The sequence below is a fragment of the Burkholderia ambifaria AMMD genome, assembly GCF_000203915.1.
Lineage (GTDB): Bacteria > Pseudomonadota > Gammaproteobacteria > Burkholderiales > Burkholderiaceae > Burkholderia > Burkholderia ambifaria.
Map to the genome: position 1 here is coordinate 1076540 of NC_008391.1, position 26413 is coordinate 1102952.

Consider the following 26413-nt stretch of genomic DNA (forward strand, 5'->3'; position numbering starts at 1 on the left):
CGCGGATTCCGGGCGATGCGTGACGGCGGGCCGTCACTTGCCGGCCGCGGCCGTCGCCTGAGCGATCTTCTGCTGCGCCTGACGCAGCGCGGCGTCGGGTGCGGCCTGCCCGGTCAGCGCGAGCTGCAGCTGGTCGCCGAGGATGCTCTCGACCTGCTGCCAGTCCTTCACGCGCGGCCGTGCACGGCCGGCCTCGAGCGCCTTCAGCTGATCGGGATACCAGCGGTACTGGCGCACCAGCGCAGGATCGGCGAACACGCTGCGGCGCGTCGGCGGAATGCCGATTCCGGCGAGGCGCGTCTGCGTGTCGCGCGAGCTCAGGTAGCTCAGGAAATCCTGCGCGAGCTTCGCGTGCGGCGCATCCTTCGGAATGCCCATCTGCCAGATGCCGAGCATCGGTGCGGGGCCTGCCGTCTGCCCGGGCGGCGGCTGCAGCGCGATCTGCCCGACCACGCGCGACTGCTTCGGATCGTCGAGCGCCGGAATCCACGCCGGCCACACTTCGATCGACTGCGCGGCGGTGCCGCGCTGCAGCGCGTCGCGCACTTCGGCGGCGCCGTACACGTCGACGTCCTTCGGCGCGGACGCCTTCAGCGCGAGGAAGGTCTTCAGCGCGGCCTGCGACTCGCGCGAATCGATCGTCACGTTGCCGGCACGGTCGAACACGTCGCCGCCGTAGGCCCACAGGATCGGCAGGAAACCCGTCACGACCGGGTTGCCCTTCGTGCCGCGGAACACGACGCCGGACACGCTCTTGTCCGCACCGCCCACGGTCTGCGCGATCTTCAGCACGTCGTCCCAGTTGCGCGGCGGCTGCAGCTTGTACTTCGCGAGCAGATCCTTCCGGTAAGCGAACATCTCGACGTTGCCGACGATCGGCAGCGCGTACAGCGCGCCCGCCGCGTTGCGGCCGAGCGCGACCGCGGACGGCACCAGATCGGCATCGGCGAGCGACGCCGGCAGCGGCTTCAGCCAGCCGTTGCCGATGAATTCGGGCGCCCACGTGTCGTCCATCATCACGAGGTCGTACGTGCCGGTACCTTCGCGCATCGACAGCTTCAGCTTCTGGTACAGGTTCGCGTTCGGCAGCTTGAGCAGCTCGATGTCGGTGCCCGGATGCAGTTTGGTGAAGCCGGCGACGGCCTCGGCCAGCCCCTTGCCGTAGATGTCGTCGCGGCCCGCGATGACGAGATCCGCCGCGAAGGCGTGCGAGGCGGCAAAGGACAGCGCAACGGCGACGGACAGCGCGCGCAGGCGGCTCAACAGGGTCATGAGGTCTCTCTCGATCGGCGTGGTGGCGAGTCGGCCTCGCGTTGCACACGTGTGCAACGCGGGCGACGCTTCGGGCGGCCTGAAGCGAACGCCATTGTTCACGTCGATCGTTAAGAATTTGTGGCACGCGGCGGGATCGGCCGCCGGGGCCGGCGCGCGCGCCGTCAGAAGTTCACACGAATCCCGGCCATCACCGCGAGCTGGCGGCTCGAATTGCTGTTCGCGAGCACCGGGATCTGCGCGTAGTTCGCCGCGTTGCCGTTCGCGTCGGTGCCGAGCCCCGCGCCGCTCGCGATCTGGCCGATCGCGACCGCGTACAGCGCGGTGCGCTTCGACAGGCTGTAGTTCGTGCCGACGTTGATCTGATGGAAGCGCGTCGTGCCGCGTCCGTCGGTGTGCGCGGCGTTGAAGATATACGCGACGCCGCCCTGCAGCGCCGGCGTGAACATGTACGTGACGTTCAGCTCGCCGATGTCGAACGTGAACGCCTGCGTGCGCGGCTGCGCGTCGGTCGAGAAATAGCGGCTGTCGCCCAGGCGCGTGTGCGTGTAGGTCAGCGCGAGCGTCGCCGCGCCGAGTGTCACCGAGCCGCCCGCGCCGAACGCGCGCATCGAGCCGGCGTCCTGCAGCAGGCAGTACATCGCGCCCGGGTTGCTGCACGCGAAGTCGCCGATATAGCCGCTCGCGCCGCCGAGCGCCGCGTCGAGCGGCTGGTGCAGGTCGAGATAGCCGACCGAGAACGCGATCGGCGCGCGGGTATAGGTCGCCGCGACCGCATAGCCGCGCTTCGCGGAAAAGTCGCCGGCCTGCCCGCCGAAGCTGAACGTGCCGCCGACCGTCAGGCCGTGGAAGTCCGCGCTGGTGAACTTCACCGCGTTGTTGAAGTTGAACGCGGCATTCAGGTTGTCGACGTCGCCGAGATGCGAGCCGTACGGCGTCGCCCAGTTGTTGCTCGAGACATACGCGCCGAGCATGTCGGTGTACGAGTCGTATTGCCGGCCGAGGCCGAGCGTGCCGATCCCGTCCTGGCGCAGCCCGACCCATGCCTGCCGGCTAAACGCGGTGCCGCCCTGCAGCGCCTGCCCGTTCGCGGACAGGAACTGCTGCTCGAGCGAAAACACCGCATCGAGCCCGCCGCCGAGCGGTTCGGCGCCCTGGAAGCCGAAGCGGGACGGCACCAGGTTGCCGCCGCCCATCTGCCACGCATGGCCGCCGCCCGTGCTGCCGTCGGCGCGCGTGAACTGCTGGTTCGTCGAATAGATGATGCCGGTGTCCACGGTGCCGTACAGCGTCACGCTGCCGGAGGTCTGCGCGTGCGCATGCATGCAACCCAGCGTGGCCGCGGCTGCGGCCAGTCGTCGTCCGATCTTCATGTCCCGCCCCTCTGTTGTCATCGATTCGCAGTGCAGATCGATGGAGTTGTCGATATGGGTGACAGGACTCTATCCAGCGAAAATTCGGGACCTCTATCCCAAATCAGCAAACGGTGAAGCGATCGGGTATCCCACGAGGGCGCGCGGCGTCACCGTCGCGGCACTAAAACGTCATTCGGGACGCAAGGTCTGCGACGGCAGCTCGCCGAACAGGTCGCGATACTCGCGCGCGAAATAACCCAGATGCGTGAAGCCCCAGCTCGCGGCGGCCTCGCCCACGCCGAGCTGGTGCGCGCCAGTGGTGCGCAGCAGGCGCCGCACCGCGTTCAGCCGGATCGTGCGCAGATAGCCGACGGGCGTGACGTCGGCGACGCGCTGGAAGCTCGTCTGCAGCGTACGGCGGCTGCAGCGCAGCGCGCGGCACAGTTCGAGCACGGTGACGGGTTCCTCGGGCCGGTCGCGCAGATGCTTCTCGCAACGGCTGACGATATCGCTGTAGGTGGCGTGCGTGATGTCGCGGCGCTCGACGCCGATGCCCTGATCGAGCGCATCGAGGAACATGCCGAGCATCGCGTCGCGGAACATCTTGCGGGTGGCCGCGTATTCGAGGCAGCCGGGATTGCGCTGCGCGTCGTCGATCAGCGACGACAGCCGCGCGCCGAGCGCGACGCCCTGCTCGTCCGACAGCCGCGTGACGTGCCGCAGCTTGCGCGCGCCGGCCGCGCCGAATTCGGCTTCGCACAGCTCGTCGATCATGTCCGATGCGGCGCTGATCCCGACCAGCCCCATCCCTTCCGGCGTATGGAATTCGAAATCCTCGCCGGCGCGCAGCGCGAGCAGCGCATAGCCGTCGACCGGCTGGCCCTGGAACGTGCCGGCGAGCGGCACCGACAACGGCACCGCGAGCGACGTGCGCCGGGCCGGCGCGAGGCCGGTTTGCGCGACACGCCGGTTGGTCGTCTCGCGGAAGAAATGAAAGTCGTCGTACAGCACCTGCGTGACGGTGCCCCTGAACCGGCCCGGCGTCATCTGGCGATAGACCTGATGCCAACCGGCGATCGCGAGCCCGTGGTCATGCACGTCTTCGTGTGAGCGTGACTGGAACAGCATCGGCGTCTCCGGTAAAACCCTGAATCCACGTTGCGGCCGCGCGGCTCGCAACGGCACAGCTTACCCCCGCAAAATTCCGCGCAGTGCGGCTTCGAATGCAAGACAGGCCGCCGACAGCGCGGCGGCCTGCTCGCCGGTGAGGCGGACATAGCGGCGAAACGACGGCATCCGGTTCACGACCTCGCTGCCGCCGAACGGCACGACGGCAAGCGTCCAGCGTCCGTCGCGCGCGGCAATCGTGCAGTCGGTCAGGTGCAGCGGGCGCAGCGCGTCGGCGAGCGACGGCTGCGCGACGAGTGCGGCCACCGCGCGCGCGAGTCCGGGGTCGCATCCCCGCTGGGGTTCGGCCGCGACGCCGGTGCGCCGCAGCCAGCCGGTCTGCAGCACGCGTGCGCGGCCTTCCCCGGCCGGACCGTGCGCGGCGACCGTCACCCGCACGCTGACCGTATGCATCAGGAACTGACGCTCGACGCGCTCGTCGACGCGCACGCGCACGCCGTTCGGCAGCCGGGCCATGGTGTCGGCCGCGGCGCCGTTCGCGTCGCGCACCGCACCGAGGTCGGCCAGCACGCGCGCGGCGATCGCGCCGGGCCGATGGCCGGCCGGCGGTGTGTCGGGCGCCGTGCGCCACCGGGCGAACGCGAGCTTCACGACGCGACGTGCTCGCGGCGCAGCACTTCCTCGACCGGCACCGGCTTGAACGGATGCCGGCGCTGCACGACGACCGTCCAGAACAGCGCATACAGCGCGGTGAGCCCGAGCATCGCGCCGAACGGCACGTAGATGTCGCGCGCGTTCATGCCGGGCGGCGTGATGTACCAGATCGCGAGCACGATGCCGACGCTCGACACGATCTGCGGCAGCGGGAACAGCGGCGAACGGTACGGGCGCGGCAGGTCGGGACGGCGGATGCGCAGCATCACGACCGACGCGGTGACGAGCAGGTACGCGGTGCCCCATGCGCAGGTCGCGGCGAGCACGAGGTGAAGGATGCTGTCGAGGTTGCCGTGGATCAGCCATGCGTGGGCGATCGGCACGATCGCCGCCGCGACGATGCCGACCACCGGCGTCTTGAAGCGCGGATGCAGATATGCGAAGCAGCGCGGCAGCGCGCCGTCGATCGCCATCCCGTACAGGATGCGCGGCAGCCCGGCCATCAGCGTGTTGATCGTCGCGGCGCCCGCGCACAGGAACGCGATGCCGAACCACACGCGGCCGAACGGCCCAAGCACCTGCAGCGCGAACGCGGGGATCGCGCCCGGCGTGTCGAGCAGGTGCGTCAGGCCGTCGGGGCTGACCGGCACGTTCGCGACCTGGCGGCGGATCGCCGCGCCGTACAGGAACATACAGATCGCGACGCCGACGAGGCCGAGCGCCATCGCACGCGGAATCGTGCGGCCCGGCGCCTTCATTTCCGGCGCGAGCGGCGTGACGAACTCGCAGCCGACGAACATGAACATCGCCATCCCGACCAGCGACAGCACGGCCGGCACCGACGTGCCGACGTCCGAGCCGCCGAACCAGCCGTCGAGATGCACGGCGGGCGCCGCGACGAGGCCGAGGATCCCGAAGATCATCAGCGACAGCCACATGCCGGCCGTCAGCACGATCTCGAGCTTGCTGAACACCTTGATGCCGATGATGTTGGTGATCGCGAACGTGACCACCAGGCCGACGCCGACGAGCCATGAACTGTTGTGCTTCTCGAGCGCGGCGTTCAGCGACTCGAAGTTCACGAGCGCCATGATGCCGCTCAGGATCGTCTCCGCCGTGCCGGCGAACACGTGGACGAGGAAATACGCGGAAATCGTGCCGGTGATCGCCCAGAAGCGGCCGAGCCCGCACGACAGGTAATCGTAAACCGAGCCGGCCGTCGGCAGCATCGCGGCGGCCTCCGAGAACGTCGTCGCCTGCGCCTGCATCATCACGAACGCGATGATCATCGCGACCGCGAACGCCCAGCCGCCCATCCCGAAGCCCGACGTCGCGGTGAGGATCACCGGGCTCGCCATGATGAGGCCGACGGCGCTCGCCAGCGCGGTCGGAAAACCGACCGCGCCCGCCGTCAGCACCGTGCCGCCGCCCGCTTCAGCCGGCGCACCGGCGGGCGTATCGCCCGCGGCGCCCGTCACTCCAGACCATCCCGACATCGTCGTCTCCTTCCTGTTTCGGCCGGCGCCGCCGCTGCGGCGCCCGTTCCGTGCTTCGCGGCCGGCCCGGGGCAGCGCGTCAGCGCTTCGACCCCGGGCCACTGTCGATCAAACTCGATCCGATGTCGAAAAAATACGCAGGCAAAATTGTTCGGTCATAGCGCAAATCGGCAAAACGGCGGTGGGGAGCGGGTTATCCCGCCCTCCACCGCCGGTTCGTCGTCACGCGCTCACGCGGTCACGACATCACGCCCTTACGGGGCCCTTACGTCCTCACGCGAACGGCACGCCCTCGAAGCCCGCCGCGAGCGCGTCGACGATCCGGTCGAGCGGCTCGCGCTGGATCACGAGCGGGGGCGACAGGATGATCTTCGTGCCGACCGGACGCACCAGCACGCCGTGCTCCCGCGCCACTTCCGCGACCGCGTTCGCATAGCCGGACAGCGGGTCGATCGGCTCGCGGGTCTGCTTGTTCGCGACGAGATCGAGCGCGAGCATCAGCCCTTTGCCGCGCACCTCGCCGACCGCCGCGAAGCGTTCCGGAAACGACCGCAGCGCTTCGAGCAGATACGCGCCCTGCTTCGCCGCGTTCGCCGGCAGGTCTTCCTTCACGACGATGTCGAGGCTCGCGATCGCGGCCGCGCACGCAACCGGGTGCCCCGCGTACGTGTAGCCGTGCATGATCGCGCCGCCGAAGTCCGCGTTCGCGGCGAATGCGTCCTCGATCCGCGCGTTCACGGCCGTCGCGCCGAGCGGCACGTAACCGGACGAGATCCCCTTCGCGAGACACATGATGTCAGGGCGCACGCCCCAGCCGCGGCTGCCGAACATGCTGCCGCTGCGGCCGAAGCCCGTCACGACTTCGTCGGCGATCAGCAGCACGCCGTAGCGGTCGCACACCTCGCGCACGAGTGGCCAGTAGTTGGCCGGCGGCACGATCACGCCGCCCGCGCCCTGCACCGGTTCGGCGATGAACGCGGCAACCGTGTCGGGGCTCTGGAACTGGATCTCGCGCTCCAGCATTTCCGCGCAGATCCGGCCGAGTTCCTCCGGATCCTGCGTGAACGGGTTGCGGTACAGCCACGGCGTCTCGACGTGGAAGCAGCCGGGCAGGTTCGGCTCGTAGTTGCGGCGAAACACCGTATTGCCGTTCACCGACGCACCGCCGAAGTGCGTGCCGTGATAGCCCTGCTTCAACGAGATGAACTTCGTGCGGTCGGCCTGACCGCGCACCTTCCAGTACTGGCGCGCGATCTTCAGCGCGGTCTCGATCGAGTCGGAGCCGCCCGAGCTGTACAGCACGCGGCGCATCCCTTCCGGTTCGAGCATGTCGATCAGCTTCTTCGACAGCTCTTCCGCGCGCGGATGCGAGATGCCGTCGAACAGCTGGAAGTATTCGAGTTCGTCGAGCTGACGCACGATCGCGTCCTTCACTTCCTGGCGGTTGTGCCCGACGTTCACGTTCCACAGGCCCGCGACGCCGTCGACAAGCTTGCGCCCCTCTTCGTCGAACACGTAGCAGCCGTCGCCGCGCACGATGCGGATCGGCTTGCGCTGTTTCATTTCGTTCGGGTGCAGCATCGGGTGCCAGAACTTCGCTTCGTTGTAGCTCATTGCAATCTCCACTTTCGGATCGGTTGAACCTCGATCGTTCCGGTTCGAGGTTGTAGGAGTTGGCGCCGCGCGTCAGTGCGCGATGCAGACGGATTTGGTTTCGGTGAAGCCTTCGATCGCGTATTGGCCGAACTCGCGGCCGATGCCCGACTGCTTGTAGCCGCCGAACGGCATCGACGGATCGAGCGGGATGTGACAGTTCACCCACACGGTGCCGGCCTCGATCTGCGGTACGAGGTTCATTACGCGCTTCAGGTCGTTGCTCCAGATGCTCGCGGCGAGGCCGTACGGCGACGCGTTCGCGAGCCGCACCGCATCGGCCGCATCGTCGAACGGCACGACGACGATCACCGGGCCGAACACCTCGTCGCGCACGATCGCGCTGTCCGGATGCGGATCGGCGATCACGGCCGGCTTCACGTAGTAGCCGGGCAGATCGTCGGCCGGCGTGCCACCCGCGAGGAACGTGAGGCCCGCGCGGCGCGCGCCTTCGATGTGCTGGACGACCTTGTCGCGATGGTGCGCGGAGACGAGCGGGTTGATTTGCGCGGTCGTGTCGAGGCCCGCACCGAGCTTCATCGACTGCGCGACGCCCGCGAGGCCGTCCGCGAGCTGCGCGAACTTGCTGCGGTGCACGTAGAGGCGCGACGCGGCCGCGCACACCTGCCCCTGGTTGAAGAACGCGCCGGCAGCGACGCCGTCGAGCGCCTGCGCGACGTCGACGTCGTCGAGCATCACGATCGGATTCTTGCCGCCGAGTTCGAGCGAGAAGCGCGTCATGTTCTGCACGGCCGCCGCGCCGACCAGCTTGCCGGTCGCGGTCGAGCCGGTGAACGAGATCTTCGCGATCGACGGGTGGCTCGACAGCGCTGCGCCGCACGTGCGGCCGCCGGTGACGACGTTGAACGCGCCGGGCGGCACGCCCGCCTCGCGGGCGAGTTCGGCGAGGCGCAGCGCGGTGAGCGGCGTTTCCGGCGACGGCTTCAGCACGATCGTGCAGCCGGCCGCGAGCGCCGGAATCAGCTTCCACACCGCGATCATCAGCGGGAAATTCCACGGCACGATCGCGGCGACCACGCCGACGGGCTCCTTGCGCGTATAGGCCGTATAGCGTGCGCCGGGCGGGAACGGGATCGACACGTCGAGCGTCTGGCCGGTGATCTTGGTCGCCCAGCCGGCCATGTAGCGCACGTATTCGACGCTCGCGCCGACCTCGATCGCGCGCGACACGTGGATCGATTTGCCCTGGTTCAGCGTTTCGAGCTGCGCGAGCGTCTCGGCGTCGCGCTCGATCAGGTCGGCGAGCTTCAGCAGGATGCGCTCGCGGTCCGCCGGGCGCAGGCCGCTCCATACGCGGGTGTCGAACGCGTGTTTCGCGCTTGCGACCGCGCGATCGACGTCGTGCGCGTCGGCATCCGCGACCGTCGCGAGCCGCTCGCCGGTGGCCGGGTCGTACACGTCGAACCGCGCGGCCGAGTGCGCGGGCTGCATCGCGCCGTCGATGAAAAGGCCGAAGTCGCGTGCGACGAAGGTGCGCACGGTGTCGCTGACGGCGACGAAGTTCGTGGTGCTCATGGGCGTCTTCTCGATGTCTATCGTGGCTGGGCCGCGTGCGCGCGGGCATGCGGGCGTCGAACCACTGTATCGACGGGGGATCGCGCCCGGTGAGCGCAAATTGGCAGCGCGTGGGGGCAAGCGGCGGGTTCGAACCCCGCGGAAGGTCTGACGGCGCGAGGCAGAAAGCCGGTCCGTAATTGGTGCAGGCTGCTGCCTGTTTTGGCGCCGGACCAAAGTCCGGCCATTGAATCGTCAGTTTCTGAAACCGGCGCCATCGACGCAAGGAAGTCGTACGCCTGGTAGCCCCAGCCAATAAACGCCGAGCGCAAGCGGGATCAGGAAGTACAGCGAGTCGTAGGTCCCGCTTCTTGCGGTTCTGATTCGGTGCGGTTCGACAAGTCAAGCTTGCGATAGATGCGCGGCAGGTTCGTCTTGCCGATCAGCCACTGACGTCCATGCAGTTCCCCGGCCTGACCATTTCGTTTTCCTTGGCATTGCCCGATGTGAACAGGCAGAAGTTCGTGCCGATCTCGCTTCCAAATTCCATCAGGAAATCGGGCCGGCCGTCGCGATCGAGGTCGCCCGCCCATATCAGCGTCGCGCGGAACGGCGGCGTGCTGCCGCCGAAGTCATGCAGGGCCGATCGCTTGCCATCGCCTTCGACAATCACCACACCGGATGTGGTGTAACGCAACGCGTACCGGCGGTCGTGAAACGCGAAACGCAGCGGTTCGACGCCGGGCTCGACCGTCCTCCCGCCGTTCGAGAACGTCAGATTCGCCGCGTCGACCCCGCCCTGCCTGAGCATTTTGCAATGCAACAGCGCAACGGCTTTTTTCACGTCGGGCGTGATTTCGACGACTGTGCCGTCCGGTTGCGCCGGTTCGAACCGAATGCGTGCCGGCGCGAGCGTCCAGTGGTTGCCGTCCGGCGCCAAGCCGAGCCACCCGTCGCCGAGATCGGCACCGGCCTCGCCGATGTCGTCGGCCAGCATCCGGGTCGGTTGCAGCACGAGACAGGCGTCACTGCCACCGTCCTGCGCGAAGGCCGTGGAGGAACCCAACAAGACAAGCAGCACGGCCAGCAGCGGTTTGATGTTCATGAATCGGCGATCGCGAAAGGTTCGAGGCCCGGATCGCAATTATGTGCCGGATTACAGAAACAACGCCCCGACCAGTTCCGTGCGGTTCGACACGCCGAGCTTCCGGTACATGCGCATCAAATGCGTCTTGATGGTCGGCTGCCCGAGCGCGAGATCGCGTGCGATCTCCTTGTTCGAGCGGCCGTCGCGCACAAGGCGTGCGATCTGTTCCTCGCGGTAGGTCAGCCGCTCCTCGCAGTCGATCCGGTGGATCCCGCGCCGCGCACGCAGCAGTGGGGCCAGCGCCGCTTCGGCGACCGGCTGCAGCCGCGCCAGCGCGTCGACCTCGCCCGGCGCGAACCGGCCCGCCGTGCTGTTGCCTTCCGCGTCGCCTTTTTCGAAGCGCAGCAGCGAAAACGCGCCGACCGTGCGGCCCGCGTCGTCGCGCAGCCAGATTTCGACGACATCGGCGACATCGTGCCGCCGCAGGAAACGCGTCCAGTACGCGGACGCGGCACGTCTTTCGTCAGGCAATTGGGAAGCAAGCGTCACGACCGCGCGAACGCCCGCCGCGCAGCGCGACGGATGCAGCGGATCGAGCATCCGGTAGCGCGCGAGGTACGTGCGATGCATCGACTCCGGCATCCCGAACAGCTGGAAATCGGCCGGCTCGCCGCTCAGGTCGAGCCGGTAGAACACGATCGCGGACGGGCTCGCGAATGCATCGAACGCAGCGACGCACGCATGCAGCGCGCGCTGCCAATCGGCGGCTTCGTGGTCGGCGGAAACGGATGGGGTCGGCATGATGGGAGCGGCCGGCGGCCGAACGCGTCGAAGTTCGGGCCAGCCTACCGGCGCCGAAAAGCGCCGGTGAGCACAAATCGGCAAATCGTCCCGGTTCGGCTGGTTCAGCCGATTCGACCGGGACGATGCGCTCGCGCGACGGGGCGCGCGCCGACTTTCAATGCGCGTTCGAGGCGAACGTGTCGCAGGCGCTCACTTCACCGGCTTCCATCCCGCGCCGCAGCCAGTACATCCGCTGTTCGCTGGTGCCGTGCGTGAAGCTTTCCGGCACGACGTAGCCCTGGCCTTGCTGCTGCAGCCGATCGTCGCCGATTGCGGCCGCCGCCTTCAGCCCCTCCTCGAAATCGCCGGGTTCCATCAGCCGCTGGTTCGCGCGCTCCGCGTTGTTCGCCCATACGCCGGCGAAGCAGTCGGCCTGCAGTTCCATCCGCACCGACAGCGCGTTCGAGCGCGCCTGGCTCGACCGGCGGCGCGCGGCATCGACCTTGTCGGAAATGCCGAGCAGGTTCTGCACGTGGTGGCCGACTTCGTGCGCGATCACGTAGGCCTGCGCGAAATCGCCGCCCGCGCCGAACCGCTTGCGCAATTCGTCATAGAAACCGAGATCGATATACACCTTGTGGTCGGCCGGACAGTAGAACGGCCCCATCGCGGTCTGGCCGGTGCCGCATGCGGTCGGCGTCGAGTTCGTGAACATCACGAGCTTCGGCGCCTCGTACTGCGCATGCAACTGGGTGTTGAACACGCCCGTCCACGTGCGCTCGATATTGCCGAGCACCTTGCGCGTGAACACCGCGCCGGGATCGTTCGCCGGCGCGCCCTGGTGCTGCGTGGGCGCGGGTTGCGCCTGCTGCTGGCGGCCCTGCAGCGCCGACGCGCCTTCGAGCACGACGCGCGGGTCGATCCCGAAGAAATACGATGCGGCCAGCGCCACCACGATCGTGCCGATGCCGATCGTCGCGCGCCCGCCGAACCCGCCGCCACCGCGTCGATCCTCGACGTTCGCGCTTTCTGTTTCGTCGTCCAGCCTCATTGCCGGCTCCTCCCTGCTCTTGTCGATGGTCCGGCCGCGCGATGCGCAACCGGGCGATCCGCCGCCGCGCCACACGCGCGATCGGCGGACGCGATGGATCCGTATTCGTATCTGGCGCACGCTCGCGCCGATATCGCCGCCTGCCCTTCCGCTTGTACGACGGAATCGGCCGGCGCGCCGCGCCGGTGCGCGGGCTCGCCCGCGCTACGCCCGTACTATTTTGCCGGGCTTTTGCGACTTATCGCAAAAATACGGAGGATAGAGCGATTCGGCGCCGATGATCGTCAGCCTTTGCAAAATGGCCGGAATCCTGCCGGCGGCCCCGGTGCCGCGCATAACCGTCGGCCGTCCGGCCGATAGATGTTCATCCTTTCGGCGGATACCGGCGTGCGTCGACGCCACTTAAAGTGACCGGAAACGACACCCTTCCGGAGAACGACATGACGCACCCGCAACCCCGAACGATCGCGATCACCGGTGCAGGCACCGGCATCGGCGCCGCGTGCGCGCGCCGCTTCGCCGCCCGCGGCGAGCGCGTCGTATTGATCGGGCGGCGCCGGGCACCGCTCGACGCACTCGCCGCCGAGACCGGTGGCATCGCCCTCGCCGGCGACGCCGCGAGCACGGCCGACTGGACCCGCTTCCTACCGGAGATCGCCGGACGGTTCGGCCCCGTCGACGCGCTCGTCGCGTGCGCGGGCGGCCACGGCCTCGGCCGCGCGGAGGAAACCGACGACGCGCAATGGCGCGACGCGATGCACGCGAATCTCGACACCGCATTCGTCAGCGCACGCGCGTGCCTGCCCGACCTGATCGCGCAGCGCGGCAGCATCGTGCTGGTCGCGTCGATCGCCGCGCTCGCGGCCGGGCCGGGCGTGTGCGGCTATACGGTCGGCAAGCATGCGCTGCTCGGGCTCGCGCGGTCGCTCGCACGCGACTACGGGCCGCACGGCGTGCGTGCGAACGCGGTGTGTCCGGGCTGGGTCCGCACGCCGATGGCCGATGCGGAAATGGCGCCGCTGATGTCCGCGCATGGCGACACGCTCGACGGCGCGTATGCGCGCGTGAGCGCCGACGTGCCGCTGCGGCGCGCGGCCGATCCGGACGAAATCGCGGCGGTGTGCGCATTCCTCGCATCGCCCGACGCGTCGTTCGTGACGGGCGCGACGCTCGTCGCCGACGGCGGCGCGATGGTCGTCGATGTGCCGACGCTCGCGTTCGACAAGCTTTGACTTCGGGGGCGAAGCGTCCGCACGATGCGTTCCCGAATGCGAGCGCGCGACGTGCCCGTGCCGCACACGTCGTCTGGCACGGCCTCGCCCGCCCCCGGCGCTACGCACGCGCTGCACACGCCCCGCTCGTTTCCCACCCCGGAAATCCGCTAACATCGACCGATCCCGCCGCCTTCGTGGGCACCCCCTCACCGTTCGGACTTCGATGAACATCCGGTTTCTTGAAACCTTCGTCTGGCTCGCGAAGCTGGAGAACTTCCGGCTCACGGCCGAGAAACTGCACACGACGCAGGCGGCCGTGTCGAGCCGCATCGCGTCGCTCGAAGAGGCGTTCGACGTGCGGCTGTTCGACCGCAACACGCGCTCGGCCACGCTCACGCCCGCGGGCCGGCGCATGCTCGCGTACGCGGAGCGGATCGTGCGGCTCGACGGCGAGATGCGGCGCGACATCGACGCGGCGAGCGACGCGGGCCTGATCCGGATCGGCGTGATCGAGTCGATCGTGCACAGCTGGTTTCCGGCGCTGATGGCGCAATTGCGCGAGCGTTATCCGCGCCTCGACGTCGAGATCACGAGCGACACGACGCTGCACCTGATCCGCCTGCTCAGCACCGACGGCGTCGACCTGATCCTGCAGACCGACCCGGTGCCCGGCCCCGACTTCACGAACCTGCCGCTGTGCGAATTCCCGGTGCGCTGGGCGGCGAGCCCGCGTCTCGGGCTCGGCGGCGAACGGCTCGACGTCGCGCGGCTTGCCGCGTACCCGATCATCAGCTTCTCGCGCCACTCGGGGCCGCACGCGACGATCGAGCGGTTGTTCGCCGCCGTCGAGCGGCCGGCCAGCATCAACTGCATCACGTCGGTCGCCGCGATGATCCGGCTCGTCGCCGACGGTTTCGGCGTGGCCGCGCTGCCGCCCGCGATCATCGGGCGCGAACTGCAGGAAGGCGCGCTCGAACTGCTCGACGTGGAACCCGAATTCCCCGCGCTGCCGCTCGTCGCGTCGTATCGCACGCAGGGGCTGCCGGTCGCCGCGCGCATCGCGGAACTGGCGAGCGAAGTCGCGCGCGCGATGCCGGCCGCCGCGAGCCATGCGAAGCCGGTCGCATCGGCAAAGGTCGAGGCCGAGGCTGACTCGGTCGGCAAAGCCACCGCTGCCCGCCCGGCGACAAAAACCGGCACCGCGGCGCCAAAACGCACGCCGAAATCCGCGCCGCCCGCGGCTGCGGCGAAACGCCGTCCGCGCCGCTCATAAGAAAACCTGTTCACCGCGAATTTGTTTTCTTGTTGGACGGGCGCGGCCCGTCTTCGGGACACTGCGGTTCCTGACACACCCCGTCACAAGGAACCCGCAATGACCCGCCTTTCCCTTCCGCACGGCCAGCTCTGCGTCTGGACGGATATCGACCCCGCGCACGAAGCCGATTTCAACGCGTGGTACGACCGCGAGCACATGCAGGAGCGTGTCGCGATTCCCGGCTTCACGCATGCGCGGCGGTTTCGCGCGACCGACGGCGGCCCGCGCAAATATCTCGCGCTATACGTGACGGACACGCTCGACGTGTTCCGCGGCGACGCCTACCGGCGCGCGTTCACGCAGCAGACCGCATGGTCGCTCGCGAACTTCGAACGCATGACGGGCACGCAGCGGCGGGTCGGCGACCTGACGATCGAGGCCGGCGATGGCGAAGGCGTGCATCTCGCGCTGTTCGTGCTGCCGCCCGAACGCATCGACGTGCCGCACCTGCGCGAGCGCTTCGACGCGGCGCTGCGCGAACCCGGCATCCATGCGGCACGGCTGTTCCGCACCGCGCCGGACCTGTCCGCGCCGATCGGCGCCGATGCGGCCGCGCGTCCGGCCGCCGACGCGCTCGTGCTGATCGAAGGCAGCGACGCCGCGGCCACGCGCATGGTCGCCGCCGCCATCGCCGGTCACGACGACGTGCGCACCTTCGACCTGATGTGGCGCGCCGCCGCGCCGCTGTCGGTCGCATGCGCCGAAACGCAGCCGGCCGCCGCCCTGCCGGCCTGAACGCCGGCTTCGCCACCGGCCGCGGCGTCCGTCTCCGCACGCGGCCGGCACATCGGCCCGCACGCGTCACCCCGTCATCCTTCACGACATGCCCGACACCATGAGCACTCTCGCCCAGCCCGCCGCCCACGCGCCCCGCCGTGTCCGCAACAGCCGACTCGCGTCCGCGAGCATGATCGGCACGTCGCTCGAGTGGTACGACTTCACGATCTACAACACGCTCGCCGCGCTCGTCTTCAATCATCTGTTCTTTCCGTCGGTCGATCCGCTGGCCGGCACGATCCTCGCGTTCTCGACCTATGCGGTGGGCTACGTGTCGCGCCCGCTCGGCGGCTTCGTGTTCGGCAACCTCGGCGACCGCATCGGCCGCCGCGCGGTGCTGATGCTCACGCTTGTGCTGATGGGGATCACGACCGCGCTGATGGGCGCGCTGCCGACCTATGCGCAGGCGGGCATCCTGAGCCCGATCCTGCTCGTCGCGCTGCGCTTCGTGCAGGGCGTCGCGCTCGGCGGCGAATGGGCCGGCGCGGTGCTGCTGTCGGTCGAGCACGGCGACCAGAAGCGGCGCGGGCTGTCCGCGTCGTGGACGCAAATGGGCCCGTCGTTCGGCACGCTGCTCGGCACCGGCTGCATCGCGCTCGTGACGCTGTCGACCACGTCGGGAGACTTCCTGTCGTGGGGCTGGCGCGTGCCGTTCGCGGCCAGCGCGCTGCTCGTCGTGTTCGGCTTCTGGCTGCGTCGCGGCGTCGACGAAACGCCGCAGTTCGAGCAGCTCGCCGAGTCGCACGCGACCGCCGAAGTGCCCGTCGCCGAAGTGCTGAAATGCCACTGGCGACGCCTGCTGATCGCCGGCGGCTCGCGCATCGGCTCCGACGTGCTGTATGCGCTGATCGTCGTGTTCACGCTGACGTACGTGACGACCGTGCTGCACCTGTCGCGCCCCGTCGCGCTGACGGCGGTGATGGTCGGCACGGCCTGCAACGCGCTTGCGGTGCCGTTCTTCGGCGCGCTGTCGGACCGCTTCGGGCGCCGTCCGGTGTACCTCGCCGGCGCGATCGCCGGCATCGTGTGGGCGTTCGTGTTCTTCACGATGCTCGACACCGCGCGGCCGGGCGCGATCGTCGCGGCCGTCGCGATCGGCCTCGTGATCCACGCGGTGATGTACGGCCCGCAAGGCGCGTTCGTCACCGAGCAGTTCCCGACGCGCGTCCGTTATGCGGGCTCGTCACTGGCGTACACGCTCGCCGGCATCGTCGGCGGCGGCTTCGCGCCGCTCGTGATCGCGACGCTGTTCCGCCAGACGGGCACGACCACGGCCGTGTCGCTGTACGTGACCGCGGCGCTCGTCGTGACGTCGATCGCGCTGCTCGCCGCGCGCGAGACCGCGCACCGTCCGCTCGCGGACTGAGCGCTCCTGGCGACCACCTCATTCATTCGCACTTCAAACGGATACCCGCATGCAAGCCCTGTCGTTCAACGTGATGTCCCTGCAACGCGCACCGGCACAGGTCGAGGTCGAGATCGAACGCGTCGTGATCGCCGGCTGGGCAGGCCGCGATCCGGAAGCGATCCGCGCGCACATCGACGAACTCGCGGCGCTCGGCGTCGCGCCGCCGTCGACCACGCCGTGTTTCTATCGCGTAGCGTCGGCGCTGCTCACGCAGGCGCCGTCGATCGGCGTGCTCGGCGCGCGTTCGGGCGGCGAAATCGAGTGCGTGCTGATCGACAGCCCGGCCGGCACGCTGGTGACGGTCGGTTCCGATCATACGGATCGGGAAGTCGAGGCTTACGGCGTCGCGGTGTCGAAACAGGTGTGCGCGAAGCCGCTCGGCCGCGATGCGTGGCGTCATGCGGACATCGCCGATCACTGGGACGCGATCGAGATGCGGTCGTGGCTGATCGGGCCCGGCGGCGAACGCGTCGCGTATCAGCATGGCACGCTCAGCGCGCTGCTCGCGCCGGAGGTGCTGTGGCAGCGCTTCGACGACCGGCGCACGATGCCCGCACGCTCCGCGATGTTCGGCGGTACCGTCGCCGTGCACGGCGCGATCGCGGCGATGGGCGACGGTGATGCGTTCGAGATGGAACTGCACGATCCGGTGCTCGGACGCAGCCTGCGGCACCGGTATGCAGTCGAGGCGTTGCCGGTCGTGGCGTGACGAAGCGTGGCGGGTACGCAGGCAATGAAGGGCATCAACCGCATGCGAGCCTGCCACTCGCCATCGCCGCCCGCCGTCATCGCAAGCACCCGAGCCCCGTCAGCGCCGCCTCCACCGCCGTATCGAGCGGCGTCACCGGCTCGCGGCCGAGTACCGCCGTCACCCGCGCGTTGTCCATCCGGAGCGGCTCGCGCCACAGATAGCGCATCTCGATCATCTCGCGCATCGTCGTGACGAACGGCGCGGCCGCCCACACGAGCCACCACGGGAAACGCCGCACCGTCGGCCGCATCCCGTGCCGCTGCGCGACGCGACGCACGGCCTGCGCCATCTGCGTGCCGTCCGCGTCCCAGTGACCGCCGAGATGAAAGCGTGCGAACGGCTCCAGCGTGTCGCGCCGCTCGATCAGCTCGACCATCGTGCGCGCGACGTCCGGCACGTACGCCCATTGATGGCCGACGCCCGGCCGGCCCGGCACGCTGATGGCCGCAACCGGGCGCCCTGCCTTGATGAGCCCCTGCCCGAACCAGTTGTTGCCCGCGTGCGCGCCGAAGAAATCGCCGGCCCGCACGATGATCGTGCGCACGCCCTGCGCGGTCGCCGCCTGCAACCGCTGCTCCAGCTCGACGCGGATCGCGCCCTTGCGCGTCGTCGGATGCTGCGGGGCCTCTTCGCGCAATACCGGAAACGCGTCGGGACCGTAGTTGTAGAGAGTCCCCGGCAGCACGACGGTCGCCTGCGCCACCGTCGCCGCCGCGATCGTGTTGTCGATCATCGGCAGCACCAGCCCGCTCCAGTTCCGGTAGCCGGGCGGGTTCACCGCATGCACGATCACGCTGCAGCCGCGCGCCGCGCGGACCACCGTGTCGCGGTCGAGCGCGTCGCCGCGTATCCATGCAATCCCGTCGCGCTCCACCGCCCCCGCGTCGAGCCCGCGCTTGAGCGCGCGCACCTGCCAGCCGGCATCGCGCAGCTGACGCGCGACCTCGCCGCCGATGCCTCCGCTCGCGCCGAGCACGAGTGCCTGTCGTTGCGTCCCGCCTGCGTTCGCCGTCATTGCCGTTCTCCGTGTATGAACCGTTGACAGCACGCATTCTGGCGCCCGGCCGCCTAATAAGGAATTGCCGAACCCGATGGATCCGCTATACATTTATGTATGACCATCGATCTGAACTGGGAACGCTACCGCACCTTCCTGGCCGTGCTGACGGAAGGCTCGCTGTCGGGCGCGGCGCGCGCGCTCGGCATCACCCAGCCGACGGCCGGCCGCCACGTCGCGGCGCTGGAGGTCGCATTCGGCCAGACGCTGTTCACGCGCTCGCCGTCGGGGCTGCTACCGACCGAGGCGGCCCTCGCGCTGCGCGGCCATGCCGAGGCGCTGCGCAGCGCGGCGGCCGCGTTCGAGCGGGCGGCCGCGAGCCACGGCGCGGGTGTGCGCGGCACCGTGCGAATCTCGGCCAGCGACGTGATCGCGGTCGAGGTGCTGCCGCCGATGCTCGCGCAGTTGCGGCGCGACCATCCGGGGCTCGTGATCGAACTGGTGCCGACCGACCGCATCCAGGACGTACTGAACCGCGAGGCCGACATCGCGGTGCGGATGGCGCCGCCCGCGCAGGACGCGCTCGTCGCGCGGCGCGTCGGCGAGATCGACATCGGGCTGTTTGCGCGCGACGACTACCTGGCGCGCAACGGCACACCGTCGACCACCGGCGAACTCGCCCATCACGCGCTGATCGGGTTCGATACGGTCACGCCGTTCATCCGCTCGGCCGGGCGCGGGATGCCGTTGTGGAAGCGCGATGCATTCGCGCTGCGCACCGACAGCAATCTCGCGCAACTCGCGATGATTCGCGCGGGCTACGGGATCGGCTTCTGCCAGAACGGGCTCGCGAAACGCGATGCGCGGCTCGTGCGCGTGCTGCCGGACGGGCCCACGATGAAACTGGAAACCTGGGTGGTCATGCACGAGGATCTGCGCACGAGCCCGCGTTGCCACGCCGTGTTCGATGCACTGGCGAACGGGCTGCGCGCGTATGCCGACGGGACGGCCGACTAGGCCACTCAAACCCGCCGCGCACGCCCCGCTTCACGCTTCACATCAGCAACTGCCGCGACAGCACCTCGCGCGCCTGCGTGACCGTCTCGCGCTCGCCCGGCATCGGCGGCGTCAGCGAGAACACCGCGTCGGGCAGCGCCGGCAGCCGGTATTTCGCGCCGAGCCGCACGAGGCCCTCGCCGATCGCCGACGCGCACAGGCAGCCGACGCCGAGCCCCGCCGCGAGCATCGACTGCAGCCCCGCGACACCTGACGCGCTGTGCACGAGCACGTACGGCGCGTGCTGCTCGTCGAGCGAGCGCACCGCGATCTGATGCATCATGCAGTCGTCCGGCAGCAGCACGAGCGGCAGCGGCTCGGGCAGCTGCTCGGCGAGCGCGGGCGACGTGACCCACGACAGCGGCTCGCGCCGCAGCACCCGGCGCGTATCGGCCGACGCAGGCCGGAACGGGCCGCTCGACAGGTTCATCACGACGCCGAGATCGATCTGCCCGCGCGCATGGGCGGCCTCGATCTCCGCACTCTTCATCGCGCTCACATGCAGGCTCAGTTGCGGGTAGCACTCGCGCAGCCGCGCGAGCAGGCCCGCGACTTCATGCGTGCGGTAGTAGTCGGTGATCGCGACGCGCAGCTCGCCCTTGATCGCTTGCCCGCGCAGCTCGTCGAACGCGGCCTCGTTCAGCGCGACGATGCGCCGTGCATGCTGCAGCAGGCGCGCGCCGGCTGGCGTCGGCTCGACGCCGCGCTTGCTGCGCACGAACAGCGGCACGCCGGCGCGCGATTCAAGCTTGCGCACCTGCTCGCTGACCGTCGACTGCGACAGGTGCAGCCGCGGCGCGGCGGCCGTCAGGCTGCCGGCGTCCGCCACCGCCGCGAATGTGCGTAACTGGTCCAAGTCGAAACCGCGCATCGCCCTCTCAATCCATCGAATAACCCGATGGATGCTACCACCAATTCCCGCTTTTCCGAATCATCGAGGGTGGCCAGAATATCGGTTCACTGGGCACCTGGGCTCCCTTTTCCACGGGATTCAGGATGCAGCCCTCATTCTTTCGGACTTGCGTTCATGAGCGACAACACCCTTGCCCCTTGCACCCCGGCCGGCGCGGCCGCCGCGGCACCGCCGCGCAGCCATCATGGCTGGGCGCTCGTGGTCCTGCTGGTCGGCGCCATTCTGCCGCCGCTCGACTACTTCATCGTGAATCTCGCACTGCCGGCCATCCGCGACGGCATCGGTGCGCGCCCGGCCGAGCTGCAGCTCGTCGTGTCGGCCTACGCGTGTGCGAACGCGGTCGTGCAGATCACCGGCGGGCGGCTCGGCGACCTGTACGGTCGCAAGCGGATGTTCATGGTCGGGATGGCCGGCTTCGTCGTCGCATCGGCGTTGTGCGGGCTCGCCGGCAGCGGCGCGGTCCTGGTCGGCGGCCGCGTGCTGCAGGGCCTGTTCGCCGCGATCCTCGCGCCGCAGGTGCTCGCGACGATCCGCAGCGTGTTCAGCCCGCAGGAACAGGTGCGCGTGATGGGCTTCTACGGTTTCGTGTTCGGCCTCGCGGCCGTGATCGGCCAGCTCGGCGGCGGTGCGCTGATCAGCCTGCATCCGTTCGGGCTCGGCTGGCGCGCGATCTTCCTGGTCAATGTGCCGATCGGCATCCTCGCGCTGCTCGGCAGCTGGCGCTTCATCCCGGAGAGCCGGCCGCCGCGCGGCCAGCGCATCGACGTGCCCGGCACGGTGCTGCTGTCGCTGTTCCTGCTGATGCTCGTCTATCCGCTCACGCACGGGCGCGAGGCGGGCTGGCCGCTGTGGATGGTCGCGTGCATCGTTGGCGCGCTGCCGATGCTCGGCGCGCTGCTGGCGGTCGAAGCGCGCCGGCTCGCCGGCGGCCGCGATGCGCTGCTCGACGTGCGCCTGCTGCGCAATCCGGTCGTCGCGCTCGGGCTCACGCTCGCGTTCCTGTTCTACATGCTGAGCGCGTTCTTCCTGAGCTACGGGATCTATCTGCAGGGCTGCCTGAACTGGTCGCCGCTCGCGTCGGGGCTCGCGATCCTGCCGCTCGGCATCGGCTTCCTCGCCAGCCCGTTGCTGATGCCGCGGCTCGTCGCCCGGTTCGGCGGCTATCGCGTGCTCACGCTCGGCTTCGCGCTGCTCACGGCCGGCGTCGCAACCGCCGCCGCGCTCGCCGGCGAACATGCGCCCGGCGCGGGCTTCTATGCGGGCATCGCGGCGATCGGCGTCGGGCAAGGGCTCGTGCTGCCGTCGGTCGTGCGGATCGTGCTCGCGGAAGTCGACGCGGCGCGCGCCGGGGTCGCGTCCGGCATGGTCACCGCGATGCTGCAGATCGGCGCGGCCGTCGGTGCGGCAACGCTCGGCGGATTGTTCTTCGCGCGGCTCGGCGCGCAGCCGGGGGCGCTCGACTACGTGCAAGGATTCAGGACGGCGATGTGGGCGCTGACGGTCGTGCTGCTCGTATGCGTCGCGCTGTCGGCCGCGTTGGGGCCGATGCATCGGCGGGCGCATGCCGGCGCGTGACGGCGGCGGGCGCGTCGCCCATCGCCGGCGACGACACGGAAACGATGCAGACGCGACCGCTCGCCGGCATCGGGCTCACGGGTGATGCTTGCGCGACGCGTGGCGCGCTTCCCATTCGGCCAGTTCGACGCGATAGCGCGCCAGCGCTTCGTCGTACAGGTCGAAAACGCACGGCGAGCAGCCGCTGTTGCAGCAGTCTTCCAGTTCAGGTTGTTCGGGCGGGGTGGGACGCGGATCGTCGTCCGGCGTATCCGCGGTGGCAGGCTTGGTCACGTCGTCATTCGGTCACATGATGCTGAACGAACAGTATACGGTGATGGACTGCGACATGCAGGCACCCCGCCCCGCACGGGACCCTGCGTTCGCGCGTCGACGACCGACCAACAGGAGCCGCGTCATGGCCGAAGCAGTGAATCCGCCGGAACTCTGGGCGCCGTTCGGCGCGTTCTCGATGGCCGTGGTCCAGGGCGACGGCCGGATCGTCCATCTGAAGGGACAGGTCGCACTCGATAAGGACGGACACGTCGTCGGTGCCGCCGACATGTGCGCGCAGGTCCGGCAAACGCTCGGCAACATTCGCGACGTGCTCGCCGCGATGGGCGGGCAGATGCAGGATGTGATCTCGCTGGTTCACTACGCGACCGACATCGACGCGTTCATGCAGGCCGGCGACATCCGCGAGACGTTCTTCGCCGAACCCTATCCGGTGACGACAACCGTCCAGGTCGAACGTCTGTACCGCCCCGACCTGCTGATCGAAATCGCGGCGATCGCGGAAATTCCGCGCGCGCGATTCCGCATGCGTTGACGTCGTGCGGGGGCGCGACAGCCTGCCACCCGCTACTCCACGCGCCCACTCACCGGAATCGAGGCGCCGGTAATCGCCTGCGCATCGGCCGACAGCAGGAACCCGATCGTCGCCGCGAGCTGTTCGGGCCGGACCCAGCGCGAGAAGTCCGCGTCCGGCATGTCCGCACGGTTCGGCGGCGTGTCGATGATGCTCGGCAGCAGCGCGTTCACGGTCACGCCGCGATCGAGCAACTCCGCCGCCAGTGCCTCGGTGAGCCGCGCGACGCCTGCCTTCGCCGCCGCATAGGCGCCCATGCCCGCGCCTGCCTTGAACGCCGCGCCGGCCCCGATGTTGACGATACGGCCGGCCGGACTCGCCGCCAGATACGGCAGCGCGGCCTTCGACGCGTTCAGCGCCGTCTTCACGTTCAGTTCGTACATGCGGTCCCACGTGGCTGCATCGCCGTCGGCGATCGTCTGCCATGTGAACGCACCGGCGATGTTCAGCAGCGCGTCGACCCTGCCGAATTCGCGATTCACGGTGTCGAGCGCGCGCGCGGCCGCCTGCGGATCGACGAGGTCGATGCCGCCGATGCGCAGCGCATCGGCCGGCACGCCGGGCAACGCCTGCGCGTCCGGCGCCGCGCCGCGGCCGATCAGCGCGACGCGGGCGCCGCGTTGGCCGAGCCATGCGGCCGTGGCGACGCCGAGATGGCCGAATCCGCCGGTGATCGCGACTGCCTTGCCTGTCAGGTCGTGTTCCATTGATTTGCTCTCCTTGGGTCCATGGATGATTGATGATGCGTAGTTAGGGGGGCAATGCCGGCCGCGACGCGGACGCGCCCGGCCGGCGTTTCGACAGCGTAGCGCCGTTCACGCTTGCGTGGGCACGACGACGCATGCGTGGATACGGGCCACGTCGGCGAGCCGACACGCCGGCACTGCATGCATGCGCCGCACTCGGGCGGCATAATGCCCGATCACGGTCCGCCGCGCGATGAATCATGATCGCGCCGGTCCCTTGAGCGGCCTGTGCCGTTTCCGTATCGAAACCCCGAACCTCAACCCGTCTATCCCATGCAAGTAATCGTCGTTGGCACCGGCAAGCTGGCAACCGAACTGCTCGGCTCGCACCGGCTCGATCCGTCGACCTGTCACGTGATGGCCTGGTCCGAGCATGCGCGCACCGAGCTGCAACGTAGCGATGACGCCCGACATAGCGACGCCCGTTCGATCGTCGTGCACGCCGGGTCTGGCCGCGAATTGCCGGACGCGATCGCATTCTGCCAGGCAACCGGTTCGCCGCTCGTCGAGCTGTCCACCGGCTCCGACCTCGAAACCGGATCGCACGACTTCCCCATCGTGCTCTGTCCGAATACGAACATCCTGATGCTCAAGTTCATGAGCATGCTGGAAACGAGCGGCCATCTGTTTCGCGACTGCCGCATCAGCGTGACGGAGTCGCACCAGGCCAGCAAGACATCCGTGCCCGGCACCGCGGTCGGCATCGGCCATTCGCTCGGTATTCCAGCGCAGGACATCCGCTCTGTACGCGACCCGAACGAGCAGCGCGACGCATTGCAGATTCCCGACGATCAGCTCGGCCGCCATGCGTTCCACCGGATCCGCATCGAGGACGACGCGTGCAGCCTGCAGTTCGAATCCCGCGTGTACGGCGCGGCCCCTTACGCGGACGGCGTGTCGCGGATCGTCGAGGCCGTCCGGCAGCACGCGCTCGAACCTCGCCGGTATTCGATTGTCGAGTTCATTCACAACGGCTGGCTATAGACGCTGCACGCGCGACGACGTGCAGGCCGACCGTCGACGCGCCTGCCGGCCCGCGCGACGGCCGCAATCGCGCCATCGTCGACGCTCGTGTTATGCATCGCCCAGCACGACCCCGCTCTCGGGCAACGTCGCGCCGCCATCGACGACGATCGTCTGCCCGGTGATGTACGCCGCGTCGGCCGACGCGAGAAACAGCATCGCGTTCGCGATGTCCTCCGGCTCGCCCATCCGCGCGAGCGGAATGTCGCGCGCGATCTGCTCGGCGACCGACGCATCGCCGAGATTGCCGGCCGCCGGCGTGCGGATCATTCCCGGCTCGACGCCATTGACCGTCACGTTGCGGCGCGCGAGTTCGAGCGCCGCCGCGCGGATGAAGCCGTTCACGCCGGCCTTCGACGCCGCGTAGTGCGCGAGCCCCGGATAGACGACGCGCGGCCCGGTGACCGACGACGTGACGAGCAGCCGCCCCGCCCCCGCGCGCTCGAATGCCGGCAGCGCGGCCTGCGCGAGCCAGAACAGCGCCGACAGGTTGACCGACAGCGTCCGCGCGAGCGTCGGCTCGTCGATCTGCGCAAACGGCATGAGCGGAAAATAAGCGGCGTTGTGAACGACGACGTCGAGCCGGCCGCCATCGCATTCGACCGCCGCGACGAGTGCGCCGAGTTCGTCGCGACTCGCGGCGTCGACGCGATACGCGCGCGCCTTGCCGCCCGCGCCGACGAGCGCGTCCGCCTGCGCGGCAGCCGCATCGGCGTTGAGATCGGCGAGCGCGACGAACGCACCGGATTGCGTGAAACGACGCGCGATCGCGGCGCCGATCCCCTGCGCGGCGCCCGTGACCAGCACGACGCGGCCGCTGAAATCAGCACGCAGGCGGCCGCTGCCCGGCACGGCGTTCATCGCTGCGCCCCGCCGCCGAGCGGATGCACGGTTTCGTTCAGTACCTGCGCATGCGCGCCGACGGGGAAGTTCGACAGCGTGCCGAAATCGCCGCCCTGATAGCCGAAGATCTTGCCGTCGGTCTTGCGTTGCGCGAGGTCGATCAGCACGACGCCGAGCGTCGGCACCACCTTCTCGCGCCATACGAACAGATACAGCTCATCGGCGATCCTGAAGTAATGGCAGCGTTCCACGTCGGCGAGCCCGCCTTCGACGCCCTGCAGGCATTGCCATGCGTAGAAGTTCTCGTTCAGGTAGATGTGCTCGTAGCATTCGGTCGGACTGTAGCGATACATCGTCCGCTTGCCGATCAGTTCGCGCGTGGGGCCGTGCAGCGGGCCCGGCTGCGCGTGGCCGCCGAGCGTGCCGTGCCGGAACGCCGCGTCGACGCCCGTCAGCGGCAGCCCGCGCGCGACGCGCGTGAACGCGTCGATATGCGTGTCGGCCTCGGTCGGCAGCGTGCCGATCACCGACGTCCATACGCCGTTGCCGACGTCGATCACGAGGCTGACCGACGTCGCGCGTGCTGCCGGATCGATGTAGTCGACGAAGTACAGCGCGTCGCGCAACCGCGTCACGCGGCACGGTGCGCGACCGCCCGTGTCGGTCGCCGCGTCGCGCCATTGCAGCGCGCCCGCCTCGAACGTATAGACGCGCCATGCACCGGCTGCGTCGCCGAGGGCCAGCGAGCGCCCGGCGAGTGCGTTCACGGGCGCGAGGACATGCGCGTCGGGCGCGAAACCGTCCGCGAGCGCGCCAACCTGAATGAATACCGGATCCTGTCGTTCCACCTGCCGTCTCCCGCGCAGCTTCAGGCCCGGCGGGCCATCTACGCTGCTGATGTGCACATGGTGCGGGCTGCGCGCGCCGCGCGGTATCGGCCAAAAGGATGAAGGG

The 26413-nt window shown here is 69.2% G+C and carries 25 protein-coding genes; 9 read left to right on the forward strand and 16 right to left on the reverse strand.

From position 1 onward, the window contains the following. Nucleotides 1–33 precede the first annotated feature (33 nt). The 10 genes from BAMB_RS20830 to ypfJ all read right to left on the reverse strand — a co-directional run bounded on the left by BAMB_RS20830 (nucleotide 34) and on the right by ypfJ (nucleotide 11994). Nucleotides 34–1272, reverse strand: a complete 1239-nt coding sequence (locus BAMB_RS20830) for an ABC transporter substrate-binding protein (RefSeq protein WP_041491495.1) — start codon at nucleotides 1270–1272, stop codon at nucleotides 34–36. Nucleotides 1273–1436: 164 nt separating this feature from the next. After that, nucleotides 1437–2645, reverse strand: coding sequence for a porin (locus BAMB_RS20835; protein WP_041491496.1), 1209 nt, complete (start codon nucleotides 2643–2645; stop codon nucleotides 1437–1439). Nucleotides 2646–2816: 171 nt separating this feature from the next. Further along, a complete protein-coding gene (locus BAMB_RS20840) occupies nucleotides 2817–3755 on the reverse strand; it encodes a helix-turn-helix domain-containing protein (RefSeq protein WP_011659151.1) in 939 nt (312 codons plus the stop codon). Between the two features lie 60 nt (nucleotides 3756–3815). Continuing rightward, nucleotides 3816–4406, reverse strand: a complete 591-nt coding sequence (locus tag BAMB_RS20845) for a DUF3156 family protein (protein ID WP_011659152.1) — start codon at nucleotides 4404–4406, stop codon at nucleotides 3816–3818. Then, entirely contained in the window at nucleotides 4403–5905 is a 1503-nt protein-coding gene (locus BAMB_RS20850) for an APC family permease (RefSeq protein WP_011659153.1), read from the reverse strand. Before BAMB_RS20850 ends, BAMB_RS20845 begins: the two co-directional genes overlap by 4 nt. Before the next feature lie 273 nt (nucleotides 5906–6178). Continuing rightward, nucleotides 6179–7519, reverse strand: coding sequence for an aspartate aminotransferase family protein (locus BAMB_RS20855; protein WP_011659154.1), 1341 nt, complete (start codon nucleotides 7517–7519; stop codon nucleotides 6179–6181). Between the two features lie 72 nt (nucleotides 7520–7591). Beyond that, nucleotides 7592–9094 (reverse strand): aldehyde dehydrogenase family protein, encoded by a 1503-nt coding sequence (locus BAMB_RS20860; RefSeq protein WP_011659155.1) that lies wholly within the window; start codon nucleotides 9092–9094, stop codon nucleotides 7592–7594. Between the two features lie 421 nt (nucleotides 9095–9515). Next, nucleotides 9516–10178, reverse strand: a complete 663-nt coding sequence (locus tag BAMB_RS20865) for a hypothetical protein (RefSeq protein WP_011659156.1) — start codon at nucleotides 10176–10178, stop codon at nucleotides 9516–9518. Nucleotides 10179–10229: 51 nt separating this feature from the next. Beyond that, nucleotides 10230–10961, reverse strand: coding sequence for a helix-turn-helix transcriptional regulator (locus tag BAMB_RS20870; RefSeq protein ID WP_011659157.1), 732 nt, complete (start codon nucleotides 10959–10961; stop codon nucleotides 10230–10232). Nucleotides 10962–11118: 157 nt separating this feature from the next. After that, the gene (gene ypfJ / locus BAMB_RS20875) at nucleotides 11119–11994 is read right to left on the reverse strand and encodes a KPN_02809 family neutral zinc metallopeptidase (RefSeq protein ID WP_011659158.1); all 876 of its coding nucleotides are present in this window, start codon (nucleotides 11992–11994) and stop codon (nucleotides 11119–11121) included. Nucleotides 11995–12434: 440 nt separating this feature from the next. Here ypfJ and BAMB_RS20880 point away from each other — a divergent pair, with 440 nt between their 5' ends. The 5 genes from BAMB_RS20880 (at nucleotide 12435) to BAMB_RS20900 (ending at nucleotide 17417) form a co-directional block, all read left to right on the forward strand. Next, a complete protein-coding gene (locus tag BAMB_RS20880) occupies nucleotides 12435–13226 on the forward strand; it encodes an SDR family NAD(P)-dependent oxidoreductase (RefSeq protein WP_011659160.1) in 792 nt (263 codons plus the stop codon). Nucleotides 13227–13431: 205 nt separating this feature from the next. Continuing rightward, nucleotides 13432–14481 carry a LysR family transcriptional regulator gene (locus BAMB_RS20885; protein ID WP_011659161.1) on the forward strand — a complete coding sequence of 350 codons (1050 nt, stop codon included), beginning with the start codon at nucleotides 13432–13434 and terminating at the stop codon, nucleotides 14479–14481. Between the two features lie 99 nt (nucleotides 14482–14580). After that, nucleotides 14581–15258 (forward strand): DUF4286 family protein, encoded by a 678-nt coding sequence (locus tag BAMB_RS20890; protein ID WP_011659162.1) that lies wholly within the window; start codon nucleotides 14581–14583, stop codon nucleotides 15256–15258. Between the two features lie 88 nt (nucleotides 15259–15346). After that, nucleotides 15347–16666, forward strand: a complete 1320-nt coding sequence (locus BAMB_RS20895; RefSeq protein ID WP_011659163.1) for an MFS transporter — start codon at nucleotides 15347–15349, stop codon at nucleotides 16664–16666. A 49-nt stretch (nucleotides 16667–16715) separates the two neighbouring features. Then, nucleotides 16716–17417, forward strand: a complete 702-nt coding sequence (locus BAMB_RS20900; protein WP_011659164.1) for a DUF2848 domain-containing protein — start codon at nucleotides 16716–16718, stop codon at nucleotides 17415–17417. Nucleotides 17418–17493: 76 nt separating this feature from the next. Here the strand turns inward: BAMB_RS20900 and BAMB_RS20905 are convergent, their stop codons facing one another. Continuing rightward, nucleotides 17494–18474 carry an NAD-dependent epimerase/dehydratase family protein gene (locus BAMB_RS20905; protein ID WP_011659165.1) on the reverse strand — a complete coding sequence of 327 codons (981 nt, stop codon included), beginning with the start codon at nucleotides 18472–18474 and terminating at the stop codon, nucleotides 17494–17496. A 99-nt stretch (nucleotides 18475–18573) separates the two neighbouring features. Here BAMB_RS20905 and BAMB_RS20910 point away from each other — a divergent pair, with 99 nt between their 5' ends. Further along, nucleotides 18574–19473 carry a LysR family transcriptional regulator gene (locus tag BAMB_RS20910; protein ID WP_011659166.1) on the forward strand — a complete coding sequence of 300 codons (900 nt, stop codon included), beginning with the start codon at nucleotides 18574–18576 and terminating at the stop codon, nucleotides 19471–19473. A gap of 37 nt (nucleotides 19474–19510) precedes the next feature. On the opposite strand, the gene BAMB_RS20915 is transcribed toward BAMB_RS20910, so the two are convergent. After that, nucleotides 19511–20383: a LysR family transcriptional regulator gene (locus BAMB_RS20915; protein WP_011659167.1), complete on the reverse strand. Its 873-nt coding sequence runs from the start codon at nucleotides 20381–20383 to the stop codon at nucleotides 19511–19513. Nucleotides 20384–20539: 156 nt separating this feature from the next. On the opposite strand from BAMB_RS20915, the gene BAMB_RS20920 reads away from it, so the two are divergent. After that, nucleotides 20540–22000: an MFS transporter gene (locus BAMB_RS20920; protein ID WP_011659168.1), complete on the forward strand. Its 1461-nt coding sequence runs from the start codon at nucleotides 20540–20542 to the stop codon at nucleotides 21998–22000. A 75-nt stretch (nucleotides 22001–22075) separates the two neighbouring features. On the opposite strand, the gene BAMB_RS20925 is transcribed toward BAMB_RS20920, so the two are convergent. Continuing rightward, the gene (locus BAMB_RS20925) at nucleotides 22076–22273 is read right to left on the reverse strand and encodes an oxidoreductase-like domain-containing protein (protein WP_041491497.1); all 198 of its coding nucleotides are present in this window, start codon (nucleotides 22271–22273) and stop codon (nucleotides 22076–22078) included. A gap of 124 nt (nucleotides 22274–22397) precedes the next feature. Between BAMB_RS20925 and BAMB_RS20930 the strand changes: the two genes are divergently transcribed. Next, on the forward strand, nucleotides 22398–22808 hold the full coding sequence (locus BAMB_RS20930) for a RidA family protein (RefSeq protein WP_011659169.1): 411 nt from the start codon (nucleotides 22398–22400) through the stop codon (nucleotides 22806–22808). A gap of 32 nt (nucleotides 22809–22840) precedes the next feature. Here the strand turns inward: BAMB_RS20930 and BAMB_RS20935 are convergent, their stop codons facing one another. Then, nucleotides 22841–23554, reverse strand: coding sequence for an SDR family NAD(P)-dependent oxidoreductase (locus BAMB_RS20935; protein ID WP_011659170.1), 714 nt, complete (start codon nucleotides 23552–23554; stop codon nucleotides 22841–22843). Nucleotides 23555–23866: 312 nt separating this feature from the next. Between BAMB_RS20935 and BAMB_RS20940 the strand changes: the two genes are divergently transcribed. Next, nucleotides 23867–24577, forward strand: coding sequence for a dihydrodipicolinate reductase C-terminal domain-containing protein (locus tag BAMB_RS20940; RefSeq protein ID WP_011659171.1), 711 nt, complete (start codon nucleotides 23867–23869; stop codon nucleotides 24575–24577). A gap of 90 nt (nucleotides 24578–24667) precedes the next feature. Here BAMB_RS20940 and BAMB_RS20945 read toward each other — a convergent pair whose 3' ends face one another. Together BAMB_RS20945 and BAMB_RS20950 are read right to left on the reverse strand one after the other, a co-directional pair. After that, nucleotides 24668–25477: an SDR family oxidoreductase gene (locus tag BAMB_RS20945; protein ID WP_011659172.1), complete on the reverse strand. Its 810-nt coding sequence runs from the start codon at nucleotides 25475–25477 to the stop codon at nucleotides 24668–24670. Further along, the gene (locus tag BAMB_RS20950; RefSeq protein ID WP_011659173.1) at nucleotides 25474–26307 is read right to left on the reverse strand and encodes a molybdenum cofactor biosynthesis F family protein; all 834 of its coding nucleotides are present in this window, start codon (nucleotides 26305–26307) and stop codon (nucleotides 25474–25476) included. The genes BAMB_RS20945 and BAMB_RS20950 overlap by 4 nt, the downstream gene beginning before the upstream one ends. Between the last annotated feature and the right edge of the window lie 106 nt (nucleotides 26308–26413).